23 protein-coding genes are annotated in these 22,960 nt (G+C 63.5%); 7 read left to right on the forward strand and 16 right to left on the reverse strand.

All coding sequences use genetic code 11. The features are described from left to right. Window positions 1-36 precede the first annotated feature (36 nt). From mftG to mftA, 7 genes are all read right to left on the reverse strand, one after another. Window positions 37-1,434, reverse strand: coding sequence for a mycofactocin system GMC family oxidoreductase MftG (gene mftG / locus MLB1_RS05670; RefSeq protein ID WP_371750591.1), 1,398 nt, complete (start codon window positions 1,432-1,434; stop codon window positions 37-39). Window positions 1,435-1,460: 26 nt separating this feature from the next. After that, window positions 1,461-2,918, reverse strand: a complete 1,458-nt coding sequence (gene mftF, locus MLB1_RS05675; protein WP_180748689.1) for a mycofactocin biosynthesis glycosyltransferase MftF — start codon at window positions 2,916-2,918, stop codon at window positions 1,461-1,463. Beyond that, window positions 2,915-3,661: a mycofactocin biosynthesis peptidyl-dipeptidase MftE gene (gene mftE / locus MLB1_RS05680; RefSeq protein ID WP_180748690.1), complete on the reverse strand. Its 747-nt coding sequence runs from the start codon at window positions 3,659-3,661 to the stop codon at window positions 2,915-2,917. Before mftE ends, mftF begins: the two co-directional genes overlap by 4 nt. A 168-nt stretch (window positions 3,662-3,829) precedes the next feature. Continuing rightward, complete coding sequence (mftD, locus tag MLB1_RS05685; protein WP_180748691.1) at window positions 3,830-5,008, reverse strand: pre-mycofactocin synthase MftD; 1,179 nt, start codon at window positions 5,006-5,008, stop codon at window positions 3,830-3,832. Continuing rightward, the gene (gene mftC / locus MLB1_RS05690; protein ID WP_180748692.1) at window positions 5,009-6,286 is read right to left on the reverse strand and encodes a mycofactocin radical SAM maturase; all 1,278 of its coding nucleotides are present in this window, start codon (window positions 6,284-6,286) and stop codon (window positions 5,009-5,011) included. It lies immediately after the preceding gene. Continuing rightward, window positions 6,283-6,588, reverse strand: coding sequence for a mycofactocin biosynthesis chaperone MftB (gene mftB, locus MLB1_RS05695; RefSeq protein ID WP_180748693.1), 306 nt, complete (start codon window positions 6,586-6,588; stop codon window positions 6,283-6,285). The genes mftC and mftB overlap by 4 nt, the downstream gene beginning before the upstream one ends. A gap of 14 nt (window positions 6,589-6,602) precedes the next feature. Continuing rightward, window positions 6,603-6,740, reverse strand: a complete 138-nt coding sequence (gene mftA, locus MLB1_RS24020) for a mycofactocin precursor MftA (protein ID WP_078359775.1) — start codon at window positions 6,738-6,740, stop codon at window positions 6,603-6,605. 135 nt (window positions 6,741-6,875) lie between these two features. Here mftA and mftR point away from each other — a divergent pair, with 135 nt between their 5' ends. Beyond that, complete coding sequence (gene mftR / locus MLB1_RS05705) at window positions 6,876-7,472, forward strand: mycofactocin system transcriptional regulator (RefSeq protein ID WP_180748694.1); 597 nt, start codon at window positions 6,876-6,878, stop codon at window positions 7,470-7,472. 12 nt (window positions 7,473-7,484) lie between these two features. Here mftR and MLB1_RS05710 read toward each other — a convergent pair whose 3' ends face one another. Next, on the reverse strand, window positions 7,485-8,687 hold the full coding sequence (locus tag MLB1_RS05710; RefSeq protein ID WP_180748695.1) for an FAD-dependent oxidoreductase: 1,203 nt from the start codon (window positions 8,685-8,687) through the stop codon (window positions 7,485-7,487). Between the two features lie 55 nt (window positions 8,688-8,742). Continuing rightward, entirely contained in the window at window positions 8,743-9,195 is a 453-nt protein-coding gene (locus tag MLB1_RS05715; RefSeq protein ID WP_180748696.1) for an Lrp/AsnC family transcriptional regulator, read from the reverse strand. Between the two features lie 135 nt (window positions 9,196-9,330). Here MLB1_RS05715 and ddaH point away from each other — a divergent pair, with 135 nt between their 5' ends. The 4 genes from ddaH to MLB1_RS05735 are packed head-to-tail and all read left to right on the forward strand — an operon-like array spanning window position 9,331 to window position 13,811. Beyond that, on the forward strand, window positions 9,331-10,188 hold the full coding sequence (gene ddaH / locus MLB1_RS05720) for a dimethylargininase (RefSeq protein ID WP_180748697.1): 858 nt from the start codon (window positions 9,331-9,333) through the stop codon (window positions 10,186-10,188). A gap of 23 nt (window positions 10,189-10,211) precedes the next feature. Beyond that, window positions 10,212-11,432 (forward strand): ornithine--oxo-acid transaminase, encoded by a 1,221-nt coding sequence (gene rocD, locus MLB1_RS05725; RefSeq protein WP_180748698.1) that lies wholly within the window; start codon window positions 10,212-10,214, stop codon window positions 11,430-11,432. A 25-nt stretch (window positions 11,433-11,457) separates the two neighbouring features. Further along, window positions 11,458-12,933 (forward strand): amino acid permease, encoded by a 1,476-nt coding sequence (locus MLB1_RS05730; RefSeq protein WP_180748699.1) that lies wholly within the window; start codon window positions 11,458-11,460, stop codon window positions 12,931-12,933. Continuing rightward, the gene (locus tag MLB1_RS05735) at window positions 12,930-13,811 is read left to right on the forward strand and encodes a universal stress protein (protein WP_180748700.1); all 882 of its coding nucleotides are present in this window, start codon (window positions 12,930-12,932) and stop codon (window positions 13,809-13,811) included. The genes MLB1_RS05730 and MLB1_RS05735 overlap by 4 nt, the downstream gene beginning before the upstream one ends. Window positions 13,812-13,819: 8 nt before the next feature. Here the strand turns inward: MLB1_RS05735 and MLB1_RS05740 are convergent, their stop codons facing one another. Further along, window positions 13,820-14,641 (reverse strand): mycofactocin-coupled SDR family oxidoreductase, encoded by an 822-nt coding sequence (locus MLB1_RS05740; RefSeq protein ID WP_180748701.1) that lies wholly within the window; start codon window positions 14,639-14,641, stop codon window positions 13,820-13,822. Between the two features lie 87 nt (window positions 14,642-14,728). Continuing rightward, window positions 14,729-15,517: a hypothetical protein gene (locus MLB1_RS05745; protein WP_180748702.1), complete on the reverse strand. Its 789-nt coding sequence runs from the start codon at window positions 15,515-15,517 to the stop codon at window positions 14,729-14,731. Window positions 15,518-15,630: 113 nt separating this feature from the next. Between MLB1_RS05745 and MLB1_RS05750 the strand changes: the two genes are divergently transcribed. Continuing rightward, window positions 15,631-16,980 (forward strand): oxygenase MpaB family protein, encoded by a 1,350-nt coding sequence (locus MLB1_RS05750; RefSeq protein WP_180748703.1) that lies wholly within the window; start codon window positions 15,631-15,633, stop codon window positions 16,978-16,980. Between the two features lie 88 nt (window positions 16,981-17,068). Here the strand turns inward: MLB1_RS05750 and tuf are convergent, their stop codons facing one another. The 5 genes from tuf to MLB1_RS05775 all read right to left on the reverse strand — a co-directional run bounded on the left by tuf (window position 17,069) and on the right by MLB1_RS05775 (window position 22,343). Next, entirely contained in the window at window positions 17,069-18,262 is a 1,194-nt protein-coding gene (tuf, locus tag MLB1_RS05755) for an elongation factor Tu (RefSeq protein WP_078359767.1), read from the reverse strand. 111 nt (window positions 18,263-18,373) lie between these two features. Beyond that, on the reverse strand, window positions 18,374-20,479 hold the full coding sequence (fusA, locus tag MLB1_RS05760) for an elongation factor G (protein WP_180748704.1): 2,106 nt from the start codon (window positions 20,477-20,479) through the stop codon (window positions 18,374-18,376). Window positions 20,480-20,553: 74 nt separating this feature from the next. After that, entirely contained in the window at window positions 20,554-21,024 is a 471-nt protein-coding gene (gene rpsG, locus MLB1_RS05765; RefSeq protein ID WP_180748705.1) for a 30S ribosomal protein S7, read from the reverse strand. Further along, a complete protein-coding gene (gene rpsL, locus MLB1_RS05770) occupies window positions 21,024-21,398 on the reverse strand; it encodes a 30S ribosomal protein S12 (protein WP_078297736.1) in 375 nt (124 codons plus the stop codon). Before rpsL ends, rpsG begins: the two co-directional genes overlap by 1 nt. Before the next feature lie 336 nt (window positions 21,399-21,734). Beyond that, entirely contained in the window at window positions 21,735-22,343 is a 609-nt protein-coding gene (locus MLB1_RS05775; RefSeq protein ID WP_180748706.1) for a TetR/AcrR family transcriptional regulator, read from the reverse strand. A gap of 206 nt (window positions 22,344-22,549) precedes the next feature. Between MLB1_RS05775 and MLB1_RS05780 the strand changes: the two genes are divergently transcribed. Beyond that, window positions 22,550-22,930, forward strand: coding sequence for a DUF3060 domain-containing protein (locus MLB1_RS05780; protein ID WP_180749710.1), 381 nt, complete (start codon window positions 22,550-22,552; stop codon window positions 22,928-22,930). The last annotated feature ends 30 nt before the right edge of the window (window positions 22,931-22,960 follow it).

Consider the following 22,960-nt stretch of genomic DNA (forward strand, 5'->3'; position numbering starts at 1 on the left):
GCACGCGTGCGGTAGACGGCAAGATTCGTGCCGACGTTACGACCACGCAACAAACTGGGCAGTTCGATGGCCAATCATCGCGATGGTGGCGGCTGGCCCACGGCTCGGAATGGTCGGCATGATCGAGCCGTCGATGACGAAGAGCCCGTCGATTCCCCTGACACGGCAGTATTTGTCGACGACCGCATGCGTGTCACCGTCATTACCCATCGGAGCGGTTCCGCACAGATGCTGCGAGGTGGACCACCGCGGACCACCGAACCGCCGTCCATACAGATCGGACACCAGGCGCACGCCGTCACGCAACCGATCCATATCGGCGGCCTCACTGTCATAACGCAAGTCGATGTACACCGGTGCCGCGGGGTCAGCCGAGCGCAGCTCAACGCGACCGCGGCACTGCGGCGTCATCAATGCGACGCCGATCTGCCGAGCGTCCGGCCCTTTCACCTTCACCCCTGCCATCGCGGCGAATCCGGTTGTATAAGGCCGTATCTCGATATCCGTCTGACGGTCGGTGTGCAGCACGGTGTCCAGGACGGGATAGCCCGGCTGCCCCTCATCCCCGGTGTCCAGTACCCATTCCGCGTGGTCCATCACACGGGTACCGACACCCGGCAGGTCGACAACGGGCTCAACCCCCACCGCGCGTAGGTCATCCGCCGGCCCGAGCCCGGAAAGCAACAGCAGCTTGGCGCTCTCAATCGCCCCCGCACTCAAAATGATTCGATCGGCGGTCAGTGTCCGCACCGAGTTCGCAACCGCCACCTGTACCCCGGTAGCGCGCCCGCCGTTACACAACACCCGAAGGACACGAGTACCGGAATACACCGCGAGGTTGGGACGCCAGCCCGCCCCCTCCAGATATGCGCGCGCGGGCCCGACGCGCACCCCGCTGTCGATGTTGAGCGGCACCAGTCCCACCCCGACGCCGGCGGCGCCGTTGAGGTCCGCCACCACCGGATACCCGAGCTTGGCGGCGAAGCCCATCAATTCTCTTCCGGCGCTGCTCTGTTCGTGCTTGCGCCCGATCGGAATGGGTCCCGACGACCCATGCAGCGGATCGTCACGGAAGTCGCGGTCGGTCTCCATCGCACGGAAGTGTTCACGCACATCTGCCCAGGACCATCCCGGCACCGACCATCCATCGAAGTCTGCGGGCCGACCCCGGACGAAGTAGCCACCGTTGATCGCACCGGAGCCACCGACCACGGATCCCCGCACCAACTCCGCCTGGTCGCCTGTGGATGTCAGCGTCGCCCAGTAATAGGTGGCGACCTCGCTACCCGGTCCGATCGGCAGCCGGTACCCGTCACGTATACCGGCCTCGTCCGCGGAGGACGGCGGGCCCGCCTCGACAAGCACTACCCGAAACGACGGATCCTCGGAAAGACACCCTGCCAGAATGGAACCCGCGCTCCCCGCGCCCACAATGAGCGCATCCGCGTGGATCGGCCTGCTCAGGGCCGTAGTTCCGGTCGGAGCGCGCCGAGATTGCGCTCCTGCACGATCCCGGTCCACAAACCAATCCCGTAGGCGATGTCGTCGAGGCGCTTCAGCAGTACGTACTCGATCAGACCGATCCGGTCATCGGGTGAGGCCGAGTTGTCGTTGCGCTTCATCCAATCGACTACGCCATCGACAATGGCTGCCACGACGAGCACCTGCCGGCTGCGCCGTGACAGCGCTGCCGCTACCAACGCCAACGGCCAGTAATGACGGCACAGCGCGGACGCGATCTGCAACGCGGCGCCACCCACCCCCTGGGCAGCGACCCGAGCGACATCACGTGGCGGGGTGTCCACTCCTCTGAGCGTGCGCGCCACGCGTCCGGCCGCCAGTACCGCCATTCCCGCCGCGGCCAGATATCCCATTCCAGAACCCACCGCCGCAAGAATCCACACCAGCAGTGTCCACCGTGAGATGACCATCGGCGCCACCTTGTCAGGGTGACGCGTCGACAGCGGTGCGGCACTTCTTCCGTAGAATGCTTTGCGCGCGAACCATTCCCGAAGGGTAAGCCTGTGGTCATGCGCCACATGGGATACCGGTTCGTACCTAAGCCGAGAACCTGCCTCGATCAGCCGCCAGCAGAGGTCCACATCCTCGCCACATCGCAGCGACTCGTCGAATCCACCGATCCCATCGATCGCCGACCGACGGACCACGATGGCCGCACTGGGCACATAGGACACCGGACCGTATGGCACGACCGGGGCCTCACGCAGTCCAAGATCCAGCGAGGATCTGACTGCTTCATATCGAGCAATAGCGTTGTCGCTCAGCACCAATCCCACGATGCGTGGGGCAACCAGGGCCACCGCCGGATCGCTGAAATGACCCAGCAGTCCCTCCAGCCAGCCGCGCCTGGGCACCACATCGGAATCGAGAAACGCGACGAAGTCCGTGGTCACCAGCTTCAGCCCGGTGTTGCGCGCGGCCGCCGGTCCCTGGCTGTCGGCATGGCGCACCACGCGCACGTCACAGTGCATCCCCTCGAGATCACTCTCCACGATCGGGATAGTGGAGCCGTCGTCGATGACGATGACGGACATTCCGCGCAATGCGCGCAGCAGCCTGCGCAACCCAAATCCATTGTTAAGGCACGGAATAACGACGGTCACATCACGGTAACCGGGCCCACCCGTGGGGCGGGGATGGGCGACTGTCGCATCCAGCAGTGTCCGTGCGAGCTGGGCGCTGGTCGCATCTCGCACCTCAAGCCGTCCACCGGAAAGCAGAGTTCGCGCGGCAGGGGCCAACCGCAGCAGCCGAGTCGGGGAGCCACCTAGCAGCGCCGAGCCCTCATCGAGAACGCGAACCCGCCGGTCCACCTGAACCGCGAATCCGTCTGGCAGTCTGCCGTCCGGCACGAACACACCCTGCACGCCCCGCGTGTCTCCGTCGCTTGTGGTCATACCAGCCGCCCGTCGGCATCGGGCGCCCAGCGACGCACCGCGTCGGCGCATCCTCGGGTCATCGTGGTGAGCATCCGCGCGCCGTCCTGACTGTTGGCGGTCGTCGGATCGCCGAGTACGCCGATCGCACTCACCGCCGCCACTCCGCCTGCCCGCATCGGTGTCATCAACTCACGTAGCGGTGCGGAATTTCCGGCACACACTTTCTCGCGTCGCACCGATTCTGGTGAAATATGCAGCAGCAGAGACGTTTCCACGTGTCCGGCGTGAGCGTCGCCGCCCTCGACGGCACACGCCCACCATGCGATATCGCGACCTTCTGAACGCAGCAACCGCACCGCCGACACCGTCGCCTCAATATTGCCGCCATGACCGTTCACGAACACGATGCGCCGACACCACTGAGTGGCCGACCTCCCGTACTCGACGAGAACGTGGGTCAGCGCCGCGGTACCGATCGAGATTGTTCCAGCGAAGGATTGGTGTTCCCCACTGGCTCCGTACGTTATGGCCGGAGCGAGAACTGTTCGGGTGTCTCCGGCATCGGCCCTCAGCTCCCGGGCCGCACCGGTTGCCACGGCACCAGCAATCTGTGTGTCGGTATCCAACGGCAGGTGCGGCCCATGCTGTTCGGTTGAGCCGAGCGGAGTAAACAGGGTGATGGCCTCGTCTGCGAGCTCCCGAGAGGTGGCGGTGCTCAAGACAGTCGGGACAGCCACCCGCCGATGGTAGGCCGAATTCACCTCAAATGCATCCAAAGTTGGCGCACCCGAGCGAGGTCTTTACATCCTTGCTGGCCGTCGGCTTATGCGCTGGCGGCCACTTCGCCCCGATTGTCACGTCAGTCCCTGGCGCCACATCGCCACTGTCTCACTGCAGGAAACAGTGTGTTCAGTTCGCGGTGCGCTTAACTAGTGCCTTCCGAGGCCCCGGGCAAATCCCTGGGGGATCAGGAGGTCCTCTGGGGACAGTTCGTGTACAGACTTCTTAGCGAGGCCCATCAGCGCCGAGTCGATCCCGCCACGCATGATGTCGAGAACGTTCTCGACTCCGGCCTGACCGCCCGCCGCCAGACCCCACAGGTATGCCCGTCCGATCATCACCGCGCGGGCACCGAGGGCCAATGCCTTGACGACGTCGCTGCCCCGGCGAATGCCACCATCCAGCAGCACCTCGAGATCGTTTCCGACGGCCGCGGCGATGCCCGGCAGCGCGCGGATCGCCGCCGGGGTGCCATCGAGGTTGTTGCCGCCGTGGTTGGACACCGAGATTGCCGAAACACCGCAATCCACAGCACGTTTCGCATCGTCGACGCGCATGACGCCCTTGAGCATGAACGGACCGTCCCATTGCTCACGCATCCATCGGACGTCGTCCCACGTCGGCGCCGGAGTTCCCATCCACTGCCCATAGGCGTCGAAGAAGGGCGGGCCGGCTTCCCCGCGGGCCGCCTGGTTGGGCACCCGCAGGTCCGGGATGTTCATCTTCTTCCCGAACGACCACAGCCAGCCGGGCTTGGTGACAACTTCCGGCGCCAGTCGGATCATCGACCGCAGGTTCATCTTCTCAGGGATGGATGGGCTGCCCCAATCCCTTCCATGCGAGAAACTCCAGTCGAGTGTAGCTATAAGACCAACGGCACCAGCGTCTTTCGCGCGCTGAATGCGCTGAGCCACCTCGTCACGACCACCGAGCCAATAGATCTGGAAATGCGTCTTCGGGTTGGCGGCCACCACGTCCTCGATGGGCTTGCTCGCGAACGAGGACAGTCCCATTGCGGTTCCGCGCGCGGCGGCGGCACGCGCCACAGCGACCTCACCGTCGGGGTCGACTGCCTGCACCCCGGTGGGCGAGATCATCACAGGCAGTGAGATCTCTTGACCAAGAACAGTTGTCGAAAGTTCACGGTCCGGCTGGATGCCGACGACATGGGGCTCGAATCCGAGCTCACCGAACGCCTCCACATTGTCGCTGACGGTCAGCCCCTTCTCGCTGGCCGAGATCAGCGAGCTGTAGACGGACTTCGGCAGTCGTTTCTTGGCCCGTTGCTGGGCAATCGCGACCGTCTCGAACCAGGTGTTGCGGGCCATCTACCGTCCTGCTCGTAAGTTGGAAAGGGGGTTCTCATCGCACGCGCGCGAGGGTGGCCTCTGCGTCAAAGTCAGTGCAACAGGTCCGGCGGCCGGCCTACCCTTCTTCTTCGAATGCGAATGGTCGCCACTGGGTTTGGGCACCACGCGATCAGCGGCCAGCGCGGCCTCGCCATAGCCTTGAACGCATTCCGGATCGGGCCCGTCCATCGGGAGTCCGGTGAAAAACTTGGCCGCCATGCAGCCGCCTCGGCAGCTGTCGTAATGCCCGCAGCTGCCGCACGCGCCCGCCGACTGCGGCTCGCGCAGCTCGTTGAACAGCCGCGAGTGCTTCCACACCGCGTCGAATCCACTGTCGGACAACACATTTCCAGCAAGGAAGCGGTCGTGGATGGCGAAGGGGCAGGCGTACACGTCACCCACCGGATCGATCAGGCACACCACCCGACCAGCGCCGCACATGTTCAGGCCCGGCAGGCCACCCGAGCCGTCTCCGTATGCCGACAGGTGGAAGAAAGAATCGCCCGTGAGTACCCGATCCCCGTTGAGCACCAGCCAGTCGTACAGCTGGCGCTGCTGCGCCGCGGTCGGATGTAGCTCGTCCCACACATCGGCCCCACGGCCGGAGGGGCGGAGGCGCGTGATTCGGAGCGTGGCACCATATCTCGCGGCAAGCGCGGCGAACTCGTCGAGTTGGTCCACGTTATGGCGCGTGACCACCACCGAAATCTTGGCGTCCTTGAATCCGGCCGCAGCCAGGTTCTCCAGCGCCCGAACGGCCATGGCGAACGATCCCACACCACGTACCGCGTCATTGACCTCCGCGGTCGCGCCATCCAGCGAGATCTGCACGTCCACATAGTCGCTCGCGGCAAGACGCGCGGCGACTTCCTCGGTAATCCGCACGCCGTTGGTCGAGAACTTGACCCCCACGTGGTGCTCGGTCGCGTAATCGACGAGCTCCCAAAAGTCCGATCGCACAGTGGGCTCACCTCCACCGATGTTCACGTAGAACACTTGCATGCGTTCCAGCTCGTCGATGATGTCCTTGCACTGCTGCGTGGATAGCTCGCGCGGGTCGCGCTTGCCCGACGATGACAGGCAGTGCACACAGGACAGGTTGCAGGCGTAGGTCAGCTCCCAGGTGAGACAGATGGGCGCATCCAGTCCCTTTTCGAACTGGTCCACAAGTTTCGGAGCCGCAACGTCAGCGACATTCAGACGGGGCAGTGCCGGAGCAGTCGCGGATGAGCCGCTTACGCGAAGAGCAACGGTCATGGGGAGTCCTCTCGGGTCACGATCATCGTCGAATCCGCCAGCACGGTCAGGGCCCGTCGATACGTGGCGGCCTGGTCGTCGTCCACACCGGCTGCTCGCCAAGCGTTCTCAGCGCTGCTGTGGTCGGTGAGCGACTGCACGATCTGCAGCAGAGTGCGATTCTTCAGGAAGGACAGCTTGCGGGTGCCGAAGTGGTAGAGCAGCGCGCCGAACGGTTCCGGACGCAGCGACACCTGCGGGTGTAACTGCCAGGGTCGGGTCCAGTCGAAACCGGTGGGCGCCTCGTCAATCATGGCGCTCATTGAGGTGGGGCGTCTCAGTAGACGCCGCACATCCCGTCGATCGACACCTCTTCGACCAGCGATTCTTGCACCAGCTCGGTGGTTGATGAGCCGCTTGCGCGAAGAGCATCGGGGTCGGTGGTCTGTCCGGCGACAGTGGTGGGCTCGGCCATCTGTTCACTCCCTTGTGAGTTTCGACTGGGGCTTCCGATGAGCCGCTTGCGCGAAGAGCACCGAAGCAGTCACGATAATAATGGCATCGAGTGCAGAAAGGGAAGAGGGTGTCAGGAAATGGCGGAATTGGCGAAATGAACGCACAGGCGCCGCGCGTAGGCCGACGCCCTTCCACGACCCGGGAGGAGATCACCACGGTCGCCATGGCGTTGTTCGCAGAGCGCGGCTTCGACGAGGTGAGCGTCGACGACATCGCCGCGGCGGCCGGCATCGCCCGGCGCACGGTATTTCGTTACTACAGCTCCAAGAATGCGATTGTGTGGGGAGACTTCGACGCTCACCTCGCGGTGATGCGCGCGCTCCTGGAAGCGACTCCGGACACCTTGGACACCAGCACCGCCCTGCGCCGGGCGCTGTTGACCTTCAACAACTTTCCTGCCGACGAAACCCCGCGGCACCGCATGCGAATGCGACTGATTCTGGAAATCCCGGCATTGCAGGCATATTCGATGCTGATGTATACCGGCTGGCGCGATGTCATCGCACAGTTCGTGGCCCGGCGCGGCGGCATTGATCCCCACACACTCTTGCCTCAGACGGTTGCCTGGACACTGCTGGGTGTGGCACTCGCCGCCTACGAACAATGGCTCGCTGACGAATCGTCGGCGCTTACCGCACTACTCGGCAAGGGTTTCGATGCCGCGGAGGCGGGCCTGCGGGCCCTGGGTTAACCCGACGAAGAACTAGAGCACCTCGGCGATCGGTGTTCCCGCCGCGATCTTGGCCCGCATCTTCATCACCGGACCGGCCATCCCACAGCCCACGACCCCGGTGAGAACGCCGTCGCGCTCCAGATAGGCCAGGAACTTGCGGCCATCGTCAGAGATGATGTGCACGATGTCCGAGTCCCCGAGATGGCCGAGCGACTGAATCTTCACGTCGTACTGGTCACTCCAAAAGTACGGCACGGCAGCCGCATTCGCGGCGGGATCTTGACCGAGTAGCGCCGGCACGAGAGCCCGGACCTGTTCGGCGACATTGCTCCAGTGCTCCACACGGCTAGGACGCCCATCGGCATCCGCCCATGCGGCGACATCGCCCAGCGCCCAGACATGCGAGGCACTGGTGCGACCTACGGCATCGCACACCACACCGTTGTCCACCGCGACGCCCGACCCTTCCAGCCAATCGGTCGCGGGTCGGCTCCCGATACCCAGCACCACGAGATCCGCATCCAGCAGTGTCCCGTCCGACAGCGTGACGGACTGGACGTGCCCCTCCCCCGCCACGGCATCCACGCCGACGCCCACCCGAACGTCGACACCTTCATTGCGGTGCAGCCTCGCAACCAGGTCGCCAAGCTGCTGACCAATCGCAGCCAATAGCGGGGCAGGTTGCGGTTCGACGAGAACCACGTCAACTCCGTTGGCCCGCAATGTAGATGCAACCTCACATCCGATGAATCCCGCTCCGACAACGACCGCCTGCCGTGCGTTCGCGGCATCGTCGCGCAGCGCGAAGCTGTCGTCGGCGGTGCGCAGTACGTGGATACCGTCCAGGTCGGGGAAGGCGGGAATGCGACGGGGAACGAGGCCGGTCGCGATGATCACCTCTCCGTACTCCAACGCGCTTCCGTCATCGAGGGTCACCGTCCGGGCGACCGGATCCAGCGAGACGACCTTTCCGCCGAGTCGTAGCTCAATCTGCTTTTCGTCGTAGAACTCTCGGGGCTTGAGAACCACCGCATCGATGGTCTTGTCCGCGTCACGCAAGACGTCCTTGGACAGCGGCGGACGGTCATAGGGCAGGTGGGACTCGCTACTCACTATGGTGATCGGCCCGGCGTACTCCGCGCGACGCAGCTGTTCGGCGGTTCGCGCCGCACCCAGCCCACCGCCAATGATCAGTACGCCTCGCTCCGCGTCGCTCCCGGTCGCTTCATTCACGGTCTCTTCATACACGACTGGACACACGAGTCGTCCAACCTCCTACCCCAGCCTCCTACCCCTGGACCTGCGCGCGGTCCACCAAGTTGGAGAGCACCACGATGCTCTCGGTGCGATCGATATCCCCGCTGGAACGGATGCGTTCCAGCGCCCGCTCGAGGTGCTGGATATCGCGTGCCAACACCCGCAGCATCGCATCGGAGGTTCCGGTCACCGTCGCGGCGCTCACCACCTCGGGTATGTCAATCCAGGCGCGCCGCAAGCTTTCCGGGGTAATGGTGCCCTGACAGTAGACCTGAACGTACGCCTCGGTGTTCCAACCGACGGCAGCGCGATCCACCACGGTGGTGAAGCCCTTGATCACCCCCGTGGCGACCAACCGGTCGACACGGCGCTTGACCGCTGGGGCCGAAAGATTCACCTCCGCGCCGATCTCGGCGAATGTCGCTCGGGCATTACGCATCAACAACGTCACGATGCGCTCATCGGTGGCATCCAGCTCGGCCATTCACGCCCCTTCTCCGGAGATTCAATTCTTTTCTGCAATAGAATGCCAAATCCAACATCCAGACGCAATAAACCATGCTATTTAAAACAACGAATGGAGATTGATTGCAGGAATCGACTCTCATACGCTCAGCACATGACCGTTGTGCACGAGGGTGGACACCCGGCCGAATCGCCGACACACCAACCAGACAGAACACCGACGACACGTCACTACGTGATGGTGCCGCCGACGTACTACACAGTCGAGTACGCAATCAACCCCTGGATGGACGTGTCCAATCCCGTCGACCCGGTGCTCGCCACCGCCCAATGGGATGTGCTGCGCGCCACCTATGAAAGTCTTGGTCACACCGTAGACATCCTGTCCCCAGTCGCCGGCCTGCCGGACATGGTTTACGCAGCCAATGGCGGAATCGTGTTGCGGGGCAACGCTGTCGTGGCCCGATTCACGCACGCCGAACGCGCCGGAGAGTCCACCGCGCACGCCGAGTGGATGCGCAGGAACGGACTACGTCCCATGTACTCGCGTTACACCAACGAGGGCCAGGGCGACTTCCTACTGGTAGGCGACATCATGTTGGCGGGTACGGGTTTTCGCACCGATGTCAGGGCGCACGTCGAAGTCGCACGGATGCTCGACATTCCCGTCGTCACGCTGGAGCTCGTCGATCCGCGCTTCTATCACCTGGATACCGCACTGGCCGTACTGGATCCGCAGACCATCGCGTACTACCCATCGGCATTCAGTGAGGCTTCCCAGGCCAGGTTGCGGTTCATGTACCCCAACGCCATCATCGCCAGTTCCGCCGATGCCTATGTGCTCGGTATGAATGCGGTATCCGACGGTCGCCACGTCATGCTGCCCGCCGCGGCGACCGGATTCGCCGAGCAGCTCCGCGCCGCCGGATTCGAACCGGTCGGGATCGACCTTTCCGAACTACTCAAGGGCGGCGGATCGGTGAAATGCTGCACACTGGAGCTGCACTCGTGACCGTCACGGAACAGGCTCCCAGCATGTCATCTGATTCGTACAGAAGCTCCGAACTCATCGGACTGACCGACCAGTACGGCGCCCACAACTATGCGCCGCTACCGGTCGTCGCCGAACGTGCCGCGGGCGCATGGATCGAAGACGTGGAAGGCAAGCGGTACCTGGATTGTCTGGCCGCCTATTCGGCGGTGAACTTCGGACACGGGAACCCCGAGATCCTCGCGACCGCGCACGCACAGCTCGACAGAGTCACCCTGGTGAGCCGGGCATTCCATTCGGATCGTCTCGGCACGTTCTGCCGCGACCTCGCCCGGCTCTGCGGCAAGGGCATGGTGCTGCCGATGAACACCGGCGCCGAGGCCGTCGAGAGCGGGATCAAGGTCGCCCGCAAATGGGGCACCGACGTCAAGGGAGTGCCCGCGGGCCAGGCCAACATCGTGGTGGCACACAACAACTTCCATGGCCGCACCATCAGCATTGTGAGCTTCTCCTCGGACGAGACGGCACGTGGCGGGTTCGGTCCGTTCACGCCCGGGTTCCGCGGCGTCCCGTTTGGAGACATCGATGCGCTGGCCCGGGCTATCGACGACGACACCGTCGCCGTGCTCCTGGAGCCCATACAAGGCGAGGCCGGCATCGTCATTCCACCCCGCGATTACCTGCCGGCCGTCCGCGCACTGTGCACCGAGAGCAATGTTCTGTTCATCGCCGACGAGATCCAGTCCGGGCTCGCCCGCACCGGCCGGACATTTGCCTGCGACCACTGGAACGTGGTCCCGGACGTGTACCTGCTAGGCAAGGCGCTCGGCGGCGGTGTGGTACCCGTCTCGGCCGTGGTGGCCGATACCGACGTGCTCGGGGTGTTGCACCCCGGTGAACACGGCTCCACCTTTGGCGGAAATCCGTTGGCAGCGGCCATCGGTTCGACCGTCGTGGCAATCGTCGAGCGCGGTGAATTCCAGCGGCGATCGGCCGCGCTGGGAAGGCACCTACGTGCCCGTCTCGATGCCCTGATCGGGCACGGTGTCACCGAGGTGCGTTCGCTGGGATTGTGGGCCGGGGTAGACATCGATCCGAATCTGGCAACCGGAAGACAAATCAGTCTGCGCATGGCAGAGTGTGGCGTCTTAGTGAAGGACACGCATGGCGCGACTCTCCGGTTTGCACCACCCCTCGTCATCACCGAGGACGAAATCGATTGGGCGATAGACCAGTTCGCTGAAGCGCTGGCCAACGCCCGGTAGGTTTCGCCCGGCCCCAGGAGGCACTATGGCACCCTCGTCACCCAGCCTTGCCCAGCAGCTGCTGCGCCGCCGTCCTACGTCGGGGGCGCCCACTGCCCACGGCGCCGGCGGGCATCTGAGGCAGTCGATGGGAACTTTCCAGCTCACCATGATCGGCGTCGGCGCCACGGTGGGCACCGGCATCTTCTTCATCTTGGCCGAATCCGTGCCCAAGGCGGGCCCCGGGGTGATGGTCTCGTTCATGGTCGCGGGTCTCGCCGCGGGACTGGCCGCGCTCTGTTATGCCGAATTGGCCTCCGCGGTACCGGTATCGGGCTCCTCGTTCTCCTACGCGTACACCACCTTGGGCGAACTGGCGGCGATGGTCGTGGCCGCCTGCCTGCTGCTGGAGTACGGCGTGTCAGCGGCCGCGGTGGCGGTGGGCTGGAGCCAGTATCTCGACAAGCTTCTGGTCAACGTCTTCGGATCGCATCTGCCGCACGCGATCAGCGCCGCACCATGGGACAACGTGGACCCCGCGCTACCGCATGCCTGGCTCAACCTGCCTGCGGTGGTCCTGATCGTCATGTGCGCAATCCTGCTCATCCGCGGGACAAGTGAGTCCGCACTGGTGAACACCGTCATGGTGCTACTCAAACTCGCCGTCCTGACGGTGTTCGCGATCATCGCGTTCACCGCCTTTCAAGCGGGCAACTTCACCGACTTCGCACCGTTCGGCGTCAGCGGTATCGGCGCTGCGGCCGGCACGATCTTCTTCACCTATGTCGGGTTGGACACCGTGTCCACCGCGGGCGAGGAAGTGAAGGACCCGCAACGGACCATGCCGCGTGCGCTCATCGCCGCGCTCCTTATTGTCACCGTTTTCTATCTGGTGGTTGCCCTTGCGGCATTGGGCGCGCAGCCGTGGAGAGAGTTCGAAGGGCAGTCCGCCGGCCTGGCCCTGATTCTGGATAAAGTCACCGGAAGTACTTCTGCCAGTACATTCCTCGCGGCGGGCGCGGTCATTTCGATCTTCTCGATCACTCTGGTCTCGATGTACGGACAGACCCGCATTCTGTTCGCCATCGGCCGCGACGGCCTGCTGCCCTCGGTCTTCGCACAGGTCAACCCCCGCACGCTGACGCCGGTGAACAACACGATCATCGTCGCCGTCGTCGTGGGCCTGATGGCCGCCTTCGTACCGCTGAACAGCCTCGCAAACATGGTGTCGATCGGTACACTCACCGCGTTCATCGTCGTATCGATCGGCGTCATCATTCTGCGGGTCCGAGAACCCGAGCTACCGCGCGCCTTTCGGGTTCCCGGCTACCCGGTCACACCGGTCCTCTCTGTCATTGCCTGCGGTTACATTCTGTTCAGCCTGCCCTGGGTAACCTGGATTGCCTTCGGATCCTGGGTCACTGTGGTGCTGGCGTTCTATCTACTGTGGGGCCGTCACCACAGCGCGCTCAACGAACCACCCTCAGTGCCAAGCGTTTCTGCCGAGAAGGAACCGGTATGACCGTCGTCGTCGGATACCTCTCCGGCAAGGGCGGCAAGGGTGCGCTACACCTGGCCGTCGAATCCGCCCGTGTCCTGGAGACCTCGCTCACCGTCACCACCGTCGTGCCAAAGCCATGGTCCACATTGTCGAAAGCTAAAATCGACGCCGAGTACGCCCAATGGGCACAGAAGCTGTCGGACGACTCAAAGTCCGAAGCCGCCGCATATCTTGAAAAGATCAACGCCGGAATCGATGTCACGTTCCACAACGTGGCACACCGCTCGGTGTCGGGCGGGCTCCTCGAGGCCGTGGAGGCGTCCGACGCCGAGGTGCTCGTCGTCGGGTCCGCCTCAGAGGGGAGCCTCGGGCAGGTGGTCCTGGGCTCCACCGGTGACCGGCTGTTGCACTCCTCCCCCATCCCGCTAGCCATCAGTCCACGCGGCTACCGGGGCTCGAAGGAGGGCACCGTCAGCCGGGTGACCTGCGGGTACCCCGGCACGGCGGAGGCGGTTGACGTTGTGCACCAGGCTGTTCGGCTGACACAGCGTCTGCATGCACCGCTACGGGTCGCCACCTTCGCGGTGCGCGGCCGCACCATGCTGACCGCCGGGGTCGGCCCCGAGGCCGAGGATGCCGTCCTCGCAAGCTGGGTCACCCAGTCCGAGGAAGCGTTGGCGGAGCTGCGTCGCAAGGACATCGTGGGACCCGATGTCGAGTTGCGGGTGGTCACGGGCGACAGCTGGGATGACGCATTGGACAGTGCCGACTGGCTAGACGGCGAGTTGCTGGTCCTCGGCAGCCGGCCACACAGCACCGTCGCCCGCGTCTTCCTGGGTTCTCGCGCAACCAAAATCGTCAGGCACAGCCCGGTCCCCGTCGTGGTGATGCCGGGCTAGCCCTCGCGTCAGTACGTCAGGTGCCCCTTGTCCACCGGCACCTGCGCACCGGCCAGGGTGCCCGACGCATCGCTCGCCAGCCATAGCACCACATCGGAGATTTCGTCGGGTTCGAGCATCTTGGTGGGTGACAACGGCATTGGGGCAATACTCGGCAGGTAGTTGGGGTGCTCGGCGAGGATCTTCATCATGGAGTCGCCGGTGATCATCGGCGTGGTCACCCCGTACGGATGGATCGAGTTGACGCGGATGCCGTACTCGGCGAGTTCGATCGTCAACGACTTGGTGAGACCGGTCAGTCCGAATTTCGAGGCAACATAGGCGCCGTTACCCGGGGTGCCCTTGAGCCCCGACACCGAGCTCACGATCACGATCGAGCCCCCATTACCGGCCTCGATCATCGTCGGGACAACGGCTTTCACGGTCTTCCAGGTGCCGGTGAGGTTGGTGTCGATGACGTCTTCCCACTGCTGGTCGGGCATCTCCCACAACCGCGACCAGCTCAGCACTCCGGCATTGGCGATAAGGATGTCGATACGCCCGAACTGCGCGACAGCCTCCTCGACCACGCTCTGCAGGGCGGCGCCATTGCGGATATCAGCCTGCTCGGCGATGATCTTGCGCCCAGTCTCCTCGATGAGCCGGACGGTTTCCTTGAGGTCTTCGGGTGTCGCGGCCTCGTACGCCGCGTACTCCGACACGGGAGCACAGGCGTCGATCGCCACGATGTCCGCACCGGCCTGCGCCAGTCGCACGGCATGCTGACGTCCCTGCCCACGGGCCGCACCGGTTACGAAGGCCACTTTTCCAGCCAGGGGCTGCTCTGCCATGTCTGTTGCTCCTTTGCAATCGAAAACCAGGCTAGCAGCAGTTCTAGAACGTGTTCCAGTTCAATGACCGTTCAGCGGGTAATCAACCTAAAGGTCACCGAGAATCTCCGCACGTTTGGCGTTGTACTCGGGTTCGGACACCAGCGATGTCGCCTTCAACCGGTCCAGCTCGGCGAGCCGATCCGCGACAGAACTCTTGGCTTCTGCCGCCTGCCCGGCCCCCTCGGTCTTGCGCAGAATCGCGTCGATCTGTTGACGGACAACTGGATTCGACCGAACATCCACGACGCCGCCGACACCGATACCATTGGCCTTGAGGATCTTCATGATCTCGAACAACGGGCCGGCCTGGCCGGTGAGGTCATACTCACGGCCATATGCCGAACTGGTGAACTTGGCCGGCATCAGGCCGCTGAGCAAAGCGCTGCGCTGCCAATCGATCTGGAAGTTCTCGGTACCCGGCTCAACCAACACGACGAGCTTCCCCCGGGCGAGCGCGGGACCCTGCAGTACCGACACCCTGGTCCGCGTCTCGGCTCGGAACGGGCTGATCCCGTCACCGTGCACCTGCAACGTGAGCTTGATGACCGGTTGATCATTGACCCTCATCCCGGTCTCATTGGCCGCCACCACATCGGCCAGCGCAAGAATGCCGTTGGCCTCCAACAGCTTGCGGGTCTCCTCGGTTCTGGTGAATATCACCGTCAAAACGAACGCGATGACCACGATCGCGATGGTGATACCGACACCGCTATAAAGCATCCAGCTCACCATGGGGTCGTCGATGACGTAGTACATCACCCAGAAGATCGGCCCCACGATCCCACATAGCAACGAGAAGGCAAGGATCTTCAGGAACCGTGTGACCACGTTCATGGCGTACATCATCCATGACCATCAGGGTGTCTTGTGCGGGATCCGCCCGACCCCTAATATTGACAATGCATGTTGCCAAAGATGTCGACATCATCGCACGAGGAGGCCTTCCGATGCCCAAGCTCACCGTGGTCGACAAGCCACCGACAGGCGACCCGCACCCCTTCGACCACTACTTCCGGCCTGGAATGGAGCTGCGCCCAATTCCCGAGGGCAAGAACGAATTCGGATGGATCTGGCGCCACTGTCGACACTATTTGTTCGATCCATGGTTCGACGTGGAAGACGAGGTGACCCCGACACCGGCGACCCGCCTCTTCGACGATCACATGTGGCAGGGCGACGAACCAATGGACGCCGTCGTGGATCTGTTTCACGAGCTCGGACCGGGCGAAGCACGGGCACTGTTCGAACAGGCCGTCGAGCATGGCATTGACAGTCTGGACAACCCGCCCGATGCGCTGCGCGCGCTCTTCGCGGAGGCCTACCGCGTTCCGGAATGGTGGAATCCCGCCAAGGCGGAACGGGGCCGGCTACGGGCACGGCAGGTGACGACGGCGACCACCGCCGTCATGGCAACCTTCGCGGTCTTCGACACCGTCATGAACTCGGATGTCTCGGCGGCCACCGGAGCCACCGGCCGGTTCCGCTATCAGAGTGCACAACGCCTGGCCGAAACGAATCGGTTCTTCTCGATGATCTTCGATCGTGACGGATTGGTTCCCGGTTCCGAACAGATCAAGCTGACCATGCGGGTTCGGCTGGTGCACTCACTGGCTCGCCGCGGATTGCGCAGCGCCTGGGGCGAGGACAACTTCGCTCAGTACGGTGCCCCCATTTCGAACGCGTCTATGTGCGGATTCATCGAGGCGATGCTCGGCGCTCTGCTGGTCGACTACCGACTCGGAAGGCCTTGCACCCTCAGGGAAATCGATGACGTATGGCACTACCTGCTGCGGTGGGCGTTGATGTTCGGCGTCACCGAAGACCTGCTGCCGCGCACCGGTATCGACGCGATGCGCAATCTCGACTATCTCCTCGCACGCTCCGGCGACGCATCACGTTGGCGCGTCGAGCTGATCGAGGCGCTCGCCACGGGAATGACGGGTGCACACACGGGTCCGATCCGACGTGTCTTCGCGGAGGTTCTCGCAGGCCCGGGTTCGATGCTCATGGGACCGGAGGCGATGGATGAGTTCTTCCAGGGCACAACCTTCGAAGGGGTAAACCACCGCATGTCGGGTCGGCTGTTCAGCGTGGCGGCGACGGCCAATGCCAACGCATCCGCGGTCCTGGATCGACTACCCGGCATCGGCCTGGTGCGCCGACAGCTGGTTGCCCTCAACCCCAATCCCAGTGCGGTGAACAATCTTTTGTCCGAGTTGATCGAGAAACGCGCCAAGGTGGCCTCGACCTACACGATGCACGACAACAACACCTCCGGGCACTCGTTCACTCGTTAGCGCCAACGCGCGGTCAACAGCCACTGCCCCACAACGAAAACGGCGCCCACCCCGAAGGGTGAGCGCCGTTTCCTTGGCGTCCTTTAGATCACTTGTGGATCTTGGTAACGCGACCGGCGCCGACGGTACGGCCACCTTCACGGATCGCGAAACGCAGGCCCTCGTCCATGGCCACCGGCTGGATCAGCTTGACGGAGATGTCGGTGTTGTCACCGGGCATAACCATCTCGGTGCCCTCAGGCAGTGTCACCACACCGGTCACGTCCGTGGTACGGAAGTAGAACTGCGGGCGGTAGTTGTTGAAGAACGGCGTGTGACGGCCGCCCTCGTCCTTGGACAGGATGTAGACGCTGCCGTCGAACTCGGTGTGCGGAGTGGTGGTGCCGGGCTTGACCACAACCTGGCCACGCTCGACGTCCTCACGCTTCACACCACGGACCAGCAGACCGACGTTGTCGCCAGCCTGGCCCTGATCGAGCAGCTTGCGGAACATCTCGACACCGGTGACGGTGGTCTTGGTGACGGTGTCCTTGATGCCGACGATCTCGACATCCTCGTTCACGTTGATCACGCCACGCTCGACGCGACCGGTCACCACGGTGCCACGACCGGTGATGGTGAACACGTCCTCAACGGGCATCAGGAACGGCTTGTCGGTCTCACGAATCGGATCCGGGACCGACTCGTCAACCGCGTCCATCAGGTCGGCAACGGTCTTGCCCCACTCGGCGTCGCCCTCGAGCGCCTTGAGTGCCGAAACACGAATCACCGGAGCGTTGTCGCCGTCGAAGTCCTGGCTGCTCAGCAGCTCCCGGACCTCCAGCTCGACGAGCTCGAGGAGCTCCTCGTCGTCCACCATGTCGGACTTGTTCAGCGCGACGAGGATGTAGGGCACACCCACCTGGCGAGCAAGCAGCACGTGCTCGCGCGTCTGCGGCATCGGGCCGTCGGTCGCCGCGACCACCAGGATTGCGCCGTCCATCTGGGCGGCACCGGTGATCATGTTCTTGATGTAGTCAGCGTGGCCGGGGGCGTCGACGTGCGCGTAGTGACGCTTCTCGGTCTGGTACTCCACGTGCGAGATGTTGATCGTGATACCACGAGCCTTCTCTTCGGGAGCGTTGTCGATCTGGTCGAAGGCTGACGCCTCGTTCAGAGTCGGGTACTTATCGTGCAGCACCTTGGTGATCGCTGCGGTGAGAGTGGTCTTGCCGTGGTCAACGTGACCGATGGTCCCGATGTTGACGTGCGGCTTCGTCCGCTCGAACTTCGCCTTCGCCACTGTTGTGTCCTCCTGGACTTTCTGTTGTCTCTGAGACTTTCTCAGAGGCAAGGGGTTTTCATTTGCCTAGCGGACTCACTCGCGCAAGCCCGAATGGGTCGATAGCTTTCGCTACTCCCCAGTCGCCTTCGCGATGATCTCCTTCGACACGTTGGCCGGAACTTCGGCGTACGAGTCGAACACCATGGAGTAGTTGGCCCGGCCCTGAGTCTTCGACCGAAGGTCGCCGACATAACCGAACATTTCTGACAGCGGCACGTGCGCCCTCACGATACGGGCACCGCTGCGCTCCTCCATGGCCTGGATCTGGCCACGGCGGGAGTTCAGGTCGCCGATCACGTCCCCCATGTAGTCCTCGGGGGTAATGACCTCGACGGCCATGATGGGCTCCAGGATGACGGGCTGTGCTTGTCCGGCAGCCTTTTTAAACGCCTGCGAGCCGGCAATCTTGAAGGCCATTTCCGAGGAGTCAACGTCATGGTAGGCGCCGTCGAGCAGCGTCAGTTTGACGTTCACCAGCGGATACCCGGCCAGGATGCCGTACTGCATGGCGTCTTGGGCGCCAGCATCCACCGACGGGATGTACTCGCGCGGCACGCGGCCACCGGTGACCTTGTTGACGAACTCGTAGGTGGCACCGTCCTCGGCGTCCACCAACGGCTCCAGCGTAATCAGAACCTTGGCGAACTGGCCCGAGCCGCCGGTCTGCTTCTTGTGGGTGAACTCGACCTTCTCTACCGCGCGGCGGATGGTCTCGCGGTAGGCCACCTGCGGCTTGCCGACATTCGCCTCGACCTTGAACTCGCGGCGCATGCGGTCCACCAGGATGTCCAGGTGCAGCTCGCCCATGCCGCCGATGATGGTCTGGCCGGTCTCGTCATCCTGCTTGACCTTGAAGGTGGGGTCCTCTTCGGCAAGCTTCTGGATCGCGGTGCCCAGCTTTTCCTGGTCGCTCTTGGTCTTGGGCTCGATGGCCACCTGGATCACCGGATCCGGGAAGGTCATGGACTCCAGTACTACCTGGTTGCTTGGGTCGCACAAGGTGTCACCGGTGGTGGTGTCCTTGAGGCCGATGGCCGCGTAGATATGGCCGGCCGACGCGGTCTCCACAGGGTTTTCCTTGTTGGAGTGCATCTGGAATAGCTTGCCGAGGCGCTCCTTCTTGCCCTTGGTGGAGTTGATCACCTGGGCACCCGAATCAAGCTTGCCCGAGTACACCCGGATGTAGATGAGCTTGCCGAAGAACGGGTGGGTGGCCACCTTGAAGGCCAGCGCGCTGAACGGCTCGTCTGTCGACGGCTTACGCGTGACCAGCTCGTCCTCCTTACCGGGGACGTGGCCGGTGACCGACTCGACGTCCAACGGCGACGGCAGGTAGTCGATGACGGCGTCCAGCATCGGCTGCACACCCTTGTTCTTGAACGCGCTGCCACACAGCACCGGATATAGCTGCGAGGTCACCGTCAGCTTACGAATGGCGCCCTTGATCTCGTCGATCGTGAGCTCTTCGCCGCCAAAGTACTTCTCCAGCAGAACCTCATCGGTTTCGGCGACGGTCTCCAGCAGCTTGGCGCGGTACTCGTCGGCCTTGTCGGCGAGCTCGGCCGGGATCTCCACGGTCTCGTACTTCTCGCCGAGCTTGGTCTCACCGCGCCACACCTTGGCGTTCATTTCGACCAGATCGATGATGCCCTCGAAGTCACCCTCGGAGCCGATCGGCAGCTGGATGGGCAGCGCACGCGCACCGAGCCGGTCCTCAATGGTCTTGACGGTGAAGTAGAAGTCGGCGCCCAGCTTGTCCATCTTGTTGACGAAACAGATGCGCGGCACGTCGTACTTGTCGGCCTGACGCCACACCTGCTCGGACTGCGGCTCCACGCCCTCTTTGCCGTCAAACACCGCGACGGCGCCATCGAGTACGCGCAGACTGCGCTCCACCTCGACGGTGAAGTCGACGTGCCCGGGGGTGTCGATGATGTTGATCTGGTTGTCGTTCCAGAAGCAGGTGGTGGCGGCGGATGTAATGGTGATGCCGCGCTCTTGCTCCTGCTCCATCCAGTCCATGGTGGCCGCGCCGTCGTGGACCTCACCGATCTTGTAGCTGATGCCGGTGTAGAACAGGATGCGCTCGGTGGTGGTGGTCTTACCGGCATCGATATGCGCCATGATGCCGATATTGCGGACCTTGTTCAGGTCGGTCAGCACTTCCTGTGCCACAGAAGTTTCCGCTCTTTCGCTTCGAATGGGATGGACGAACTGGGCGGGCCTCGTGTTGGGTGAGGCCCGTCAGATCACCAGCGGTAGTGCGCGAACGCCCGGTTGGCCTCGGCCATCTTGTGGACATCCTCGCGGCGCTTCACCGCAGCGCCCAGACCATTGCTGGCGTCCAGGATCTCGTTGGCCAGCCGCTCGATCATGGTCTTTTCGCGACGCGCCCGCGAGAAGCTCACCAGCCAGCGCAACGCCAGCGTGGTGGAGCGATCGGGGCGGACCTCGACCGGCACCTGGTAGGTGGCGCCACCGACGCGGCGGCTACGCACCTCGAGGGCGGGCTTGACGTTGTCCATGGCGCGCTTCAGGGTGACAACCGGATCGGTGCCGGTCTTGTCACGGGCCTGCTCCAGAGCGCCGTACACGATGCGCTCGGCGATGGACTTCTTGCCATCGAGCAGCACCTTGTTGACCAGCTGGGTCACCAGCTGAGAACTGTAGACCGGGTCGTTGACCAGAGGGCGCGCCGGCGCGGGTCCCTTACGTGGCATTAGCTCTTCTCCTTCTTGGCGCCGTACTTGCTCCGGGCCTGCTTGCGACTCTTGACGCCCTGGGTGTCCAGGGACCCGCGGATGATCTTGTAGCGCACACCGGGGAGGTCCTTCACACGACCGCCACGCACCAGCACCATCGAGTGCTCCTGCAGGTTGTGACCCTCACCCGGGATGTAGGCGGTGACCTCGACCGCGCTGGTCAGCCGCACACGAGCCACCTTCCGCAGCGCCGAGTTCGGCTTCTTCGGGGTGGTGGTGTACACGCGGGTGCAGACACCACGGCGCTGCGGGCTGCCCTTCAGGGCCGCAGTCTTCACCTTGGCGACCTTGTCGCGGCGACCCTTGCGGACCAGCTGGTTGATGGTTGGCATGTACCGGCTTTCTCTTCCTTCGAGTTACTTCTAACTACCGTGTGGGGCTCTAGCGTCGCGAGCCCTCAAAAGGCCCTGTTGTCCTGCAGTTTCCGCCCGTATCGGTATCCCGAGGCCGGGCGTGTCGCACGCACCGCGGCCGCGAAGAAAAACTCCTTCACCCTCTGGGCATGCGAATTGACCTGGCGCCCTATCGACCCTCACCGAGTAACCCAGTGGTGGCCATTGGCCAGGCACAGCGCCCTACCATACCAGGGCTGATCACAGTGAGACAAACTCGCCTACCAGCGACAAAGCGCAGGTCATCGGCGACTCACTCAGGATCGAGCAACTTGCCTACTTACGCTCGGCGAGACCCGACGCAAAGCGGTGCACCATCTCCGTAAACGCCATATCAGGGTCCATCTCGAGACCCGCCATGAATCCGGTCATCTCCAGCATGACAAAGCCGTGCATCGCGGCCCACAGCTCGACTCCGGCATGGAAGGCGGTGTCTCCATTGAGCCCATAAATACCGATGACATCGATCGCGGGCTTGGCCAGCTCGCGTACGTCGATCACCGAGCGGTTCACATCGTTCAGGAACGGCATCCGGGTAAGCGCGGCATACCGGCCGGGGTGGTGGTGTGCATAACTGCGGTAGGCGCCGGCCATGGCCAGGATCGCGTCCTCGCCGGTGCGGCCGGAGCTCACGGTATGCAACATGCCGACAATCTCGGCCAGCACCCGGTCTCGCACCTCTTGGCGCAGGTCATCGAGGCTGTCCACGTGGTTGTAGAGCGAGGGCCCCTTGGTGCCGAGCTCGACGGCCAGCGCGTTGATCGTCAGCGCGTCCCAACCGGCCCGATCCAAGAAGGAAAGTGCGGCGTTAACGACGGTCTCACGGTTGAGCCGAGCTGCCCGCGCAGGGTTTCTGCGGTGCGCGGCTGCGGGCTCGGTCGTCACGTGTTGCCGCCTTCTGGAGTGAGTCGTTCTAGTTCGGTACTACCTGGTCCGGCCTCCGTGCACATGGCCTGCCATGACCCTATCGCTCCCACCGCCACCTTCGCGTTTGTCTGCCTATCGTGCTCGTCGTGGCGAGCCGTGGCTTATTCTCAACGGGTGACCGGGACGCTGAAATGACACACGTTCTAGTTTCCGTTGCGCAGCGACTGCTGATCGCGGTCCTTGTGACCGCGGGCATCGCCACATTGACGACCTCGTACACCGGTCATTCGGACCTGGCCGACAACATCCGGCTGGCCAAGAACGGTGACACCCACATCACTCAGTACGGGCTAGTCACCACCGTCGATTGCAGCGACTCGACGATTTTCGTGAACGGATCGCAGAACGTCATCACCGCCCTCGGCAGCTGCTACGCGATCTCGGTACAAGGATCGTCGAACACGATCATCGCCGACAACGTGGTCAACGACATCACCGTGTACGGCGTCAACCAGAAGGTGCTCTACAAGTCGGGCGATCCGGCCATCATCGACCGCGGGCGCGAGCTGGGCATGATGAATTTCATCGACCGCGTTCCTGGTTGACCCCATCCGGACACCCAAATCCCGGGAACA

The sequence above is a fragment of the Mycobacteroides sp. LB1 genome (genome assembly GCF_013449725.1).
Taxonomy (GTDB): domain Bacteria; phylum Actinomycetota; class Actinomycetes; order Mycobacteriales; family Mycobacteriaceae; genus Mycobacterium.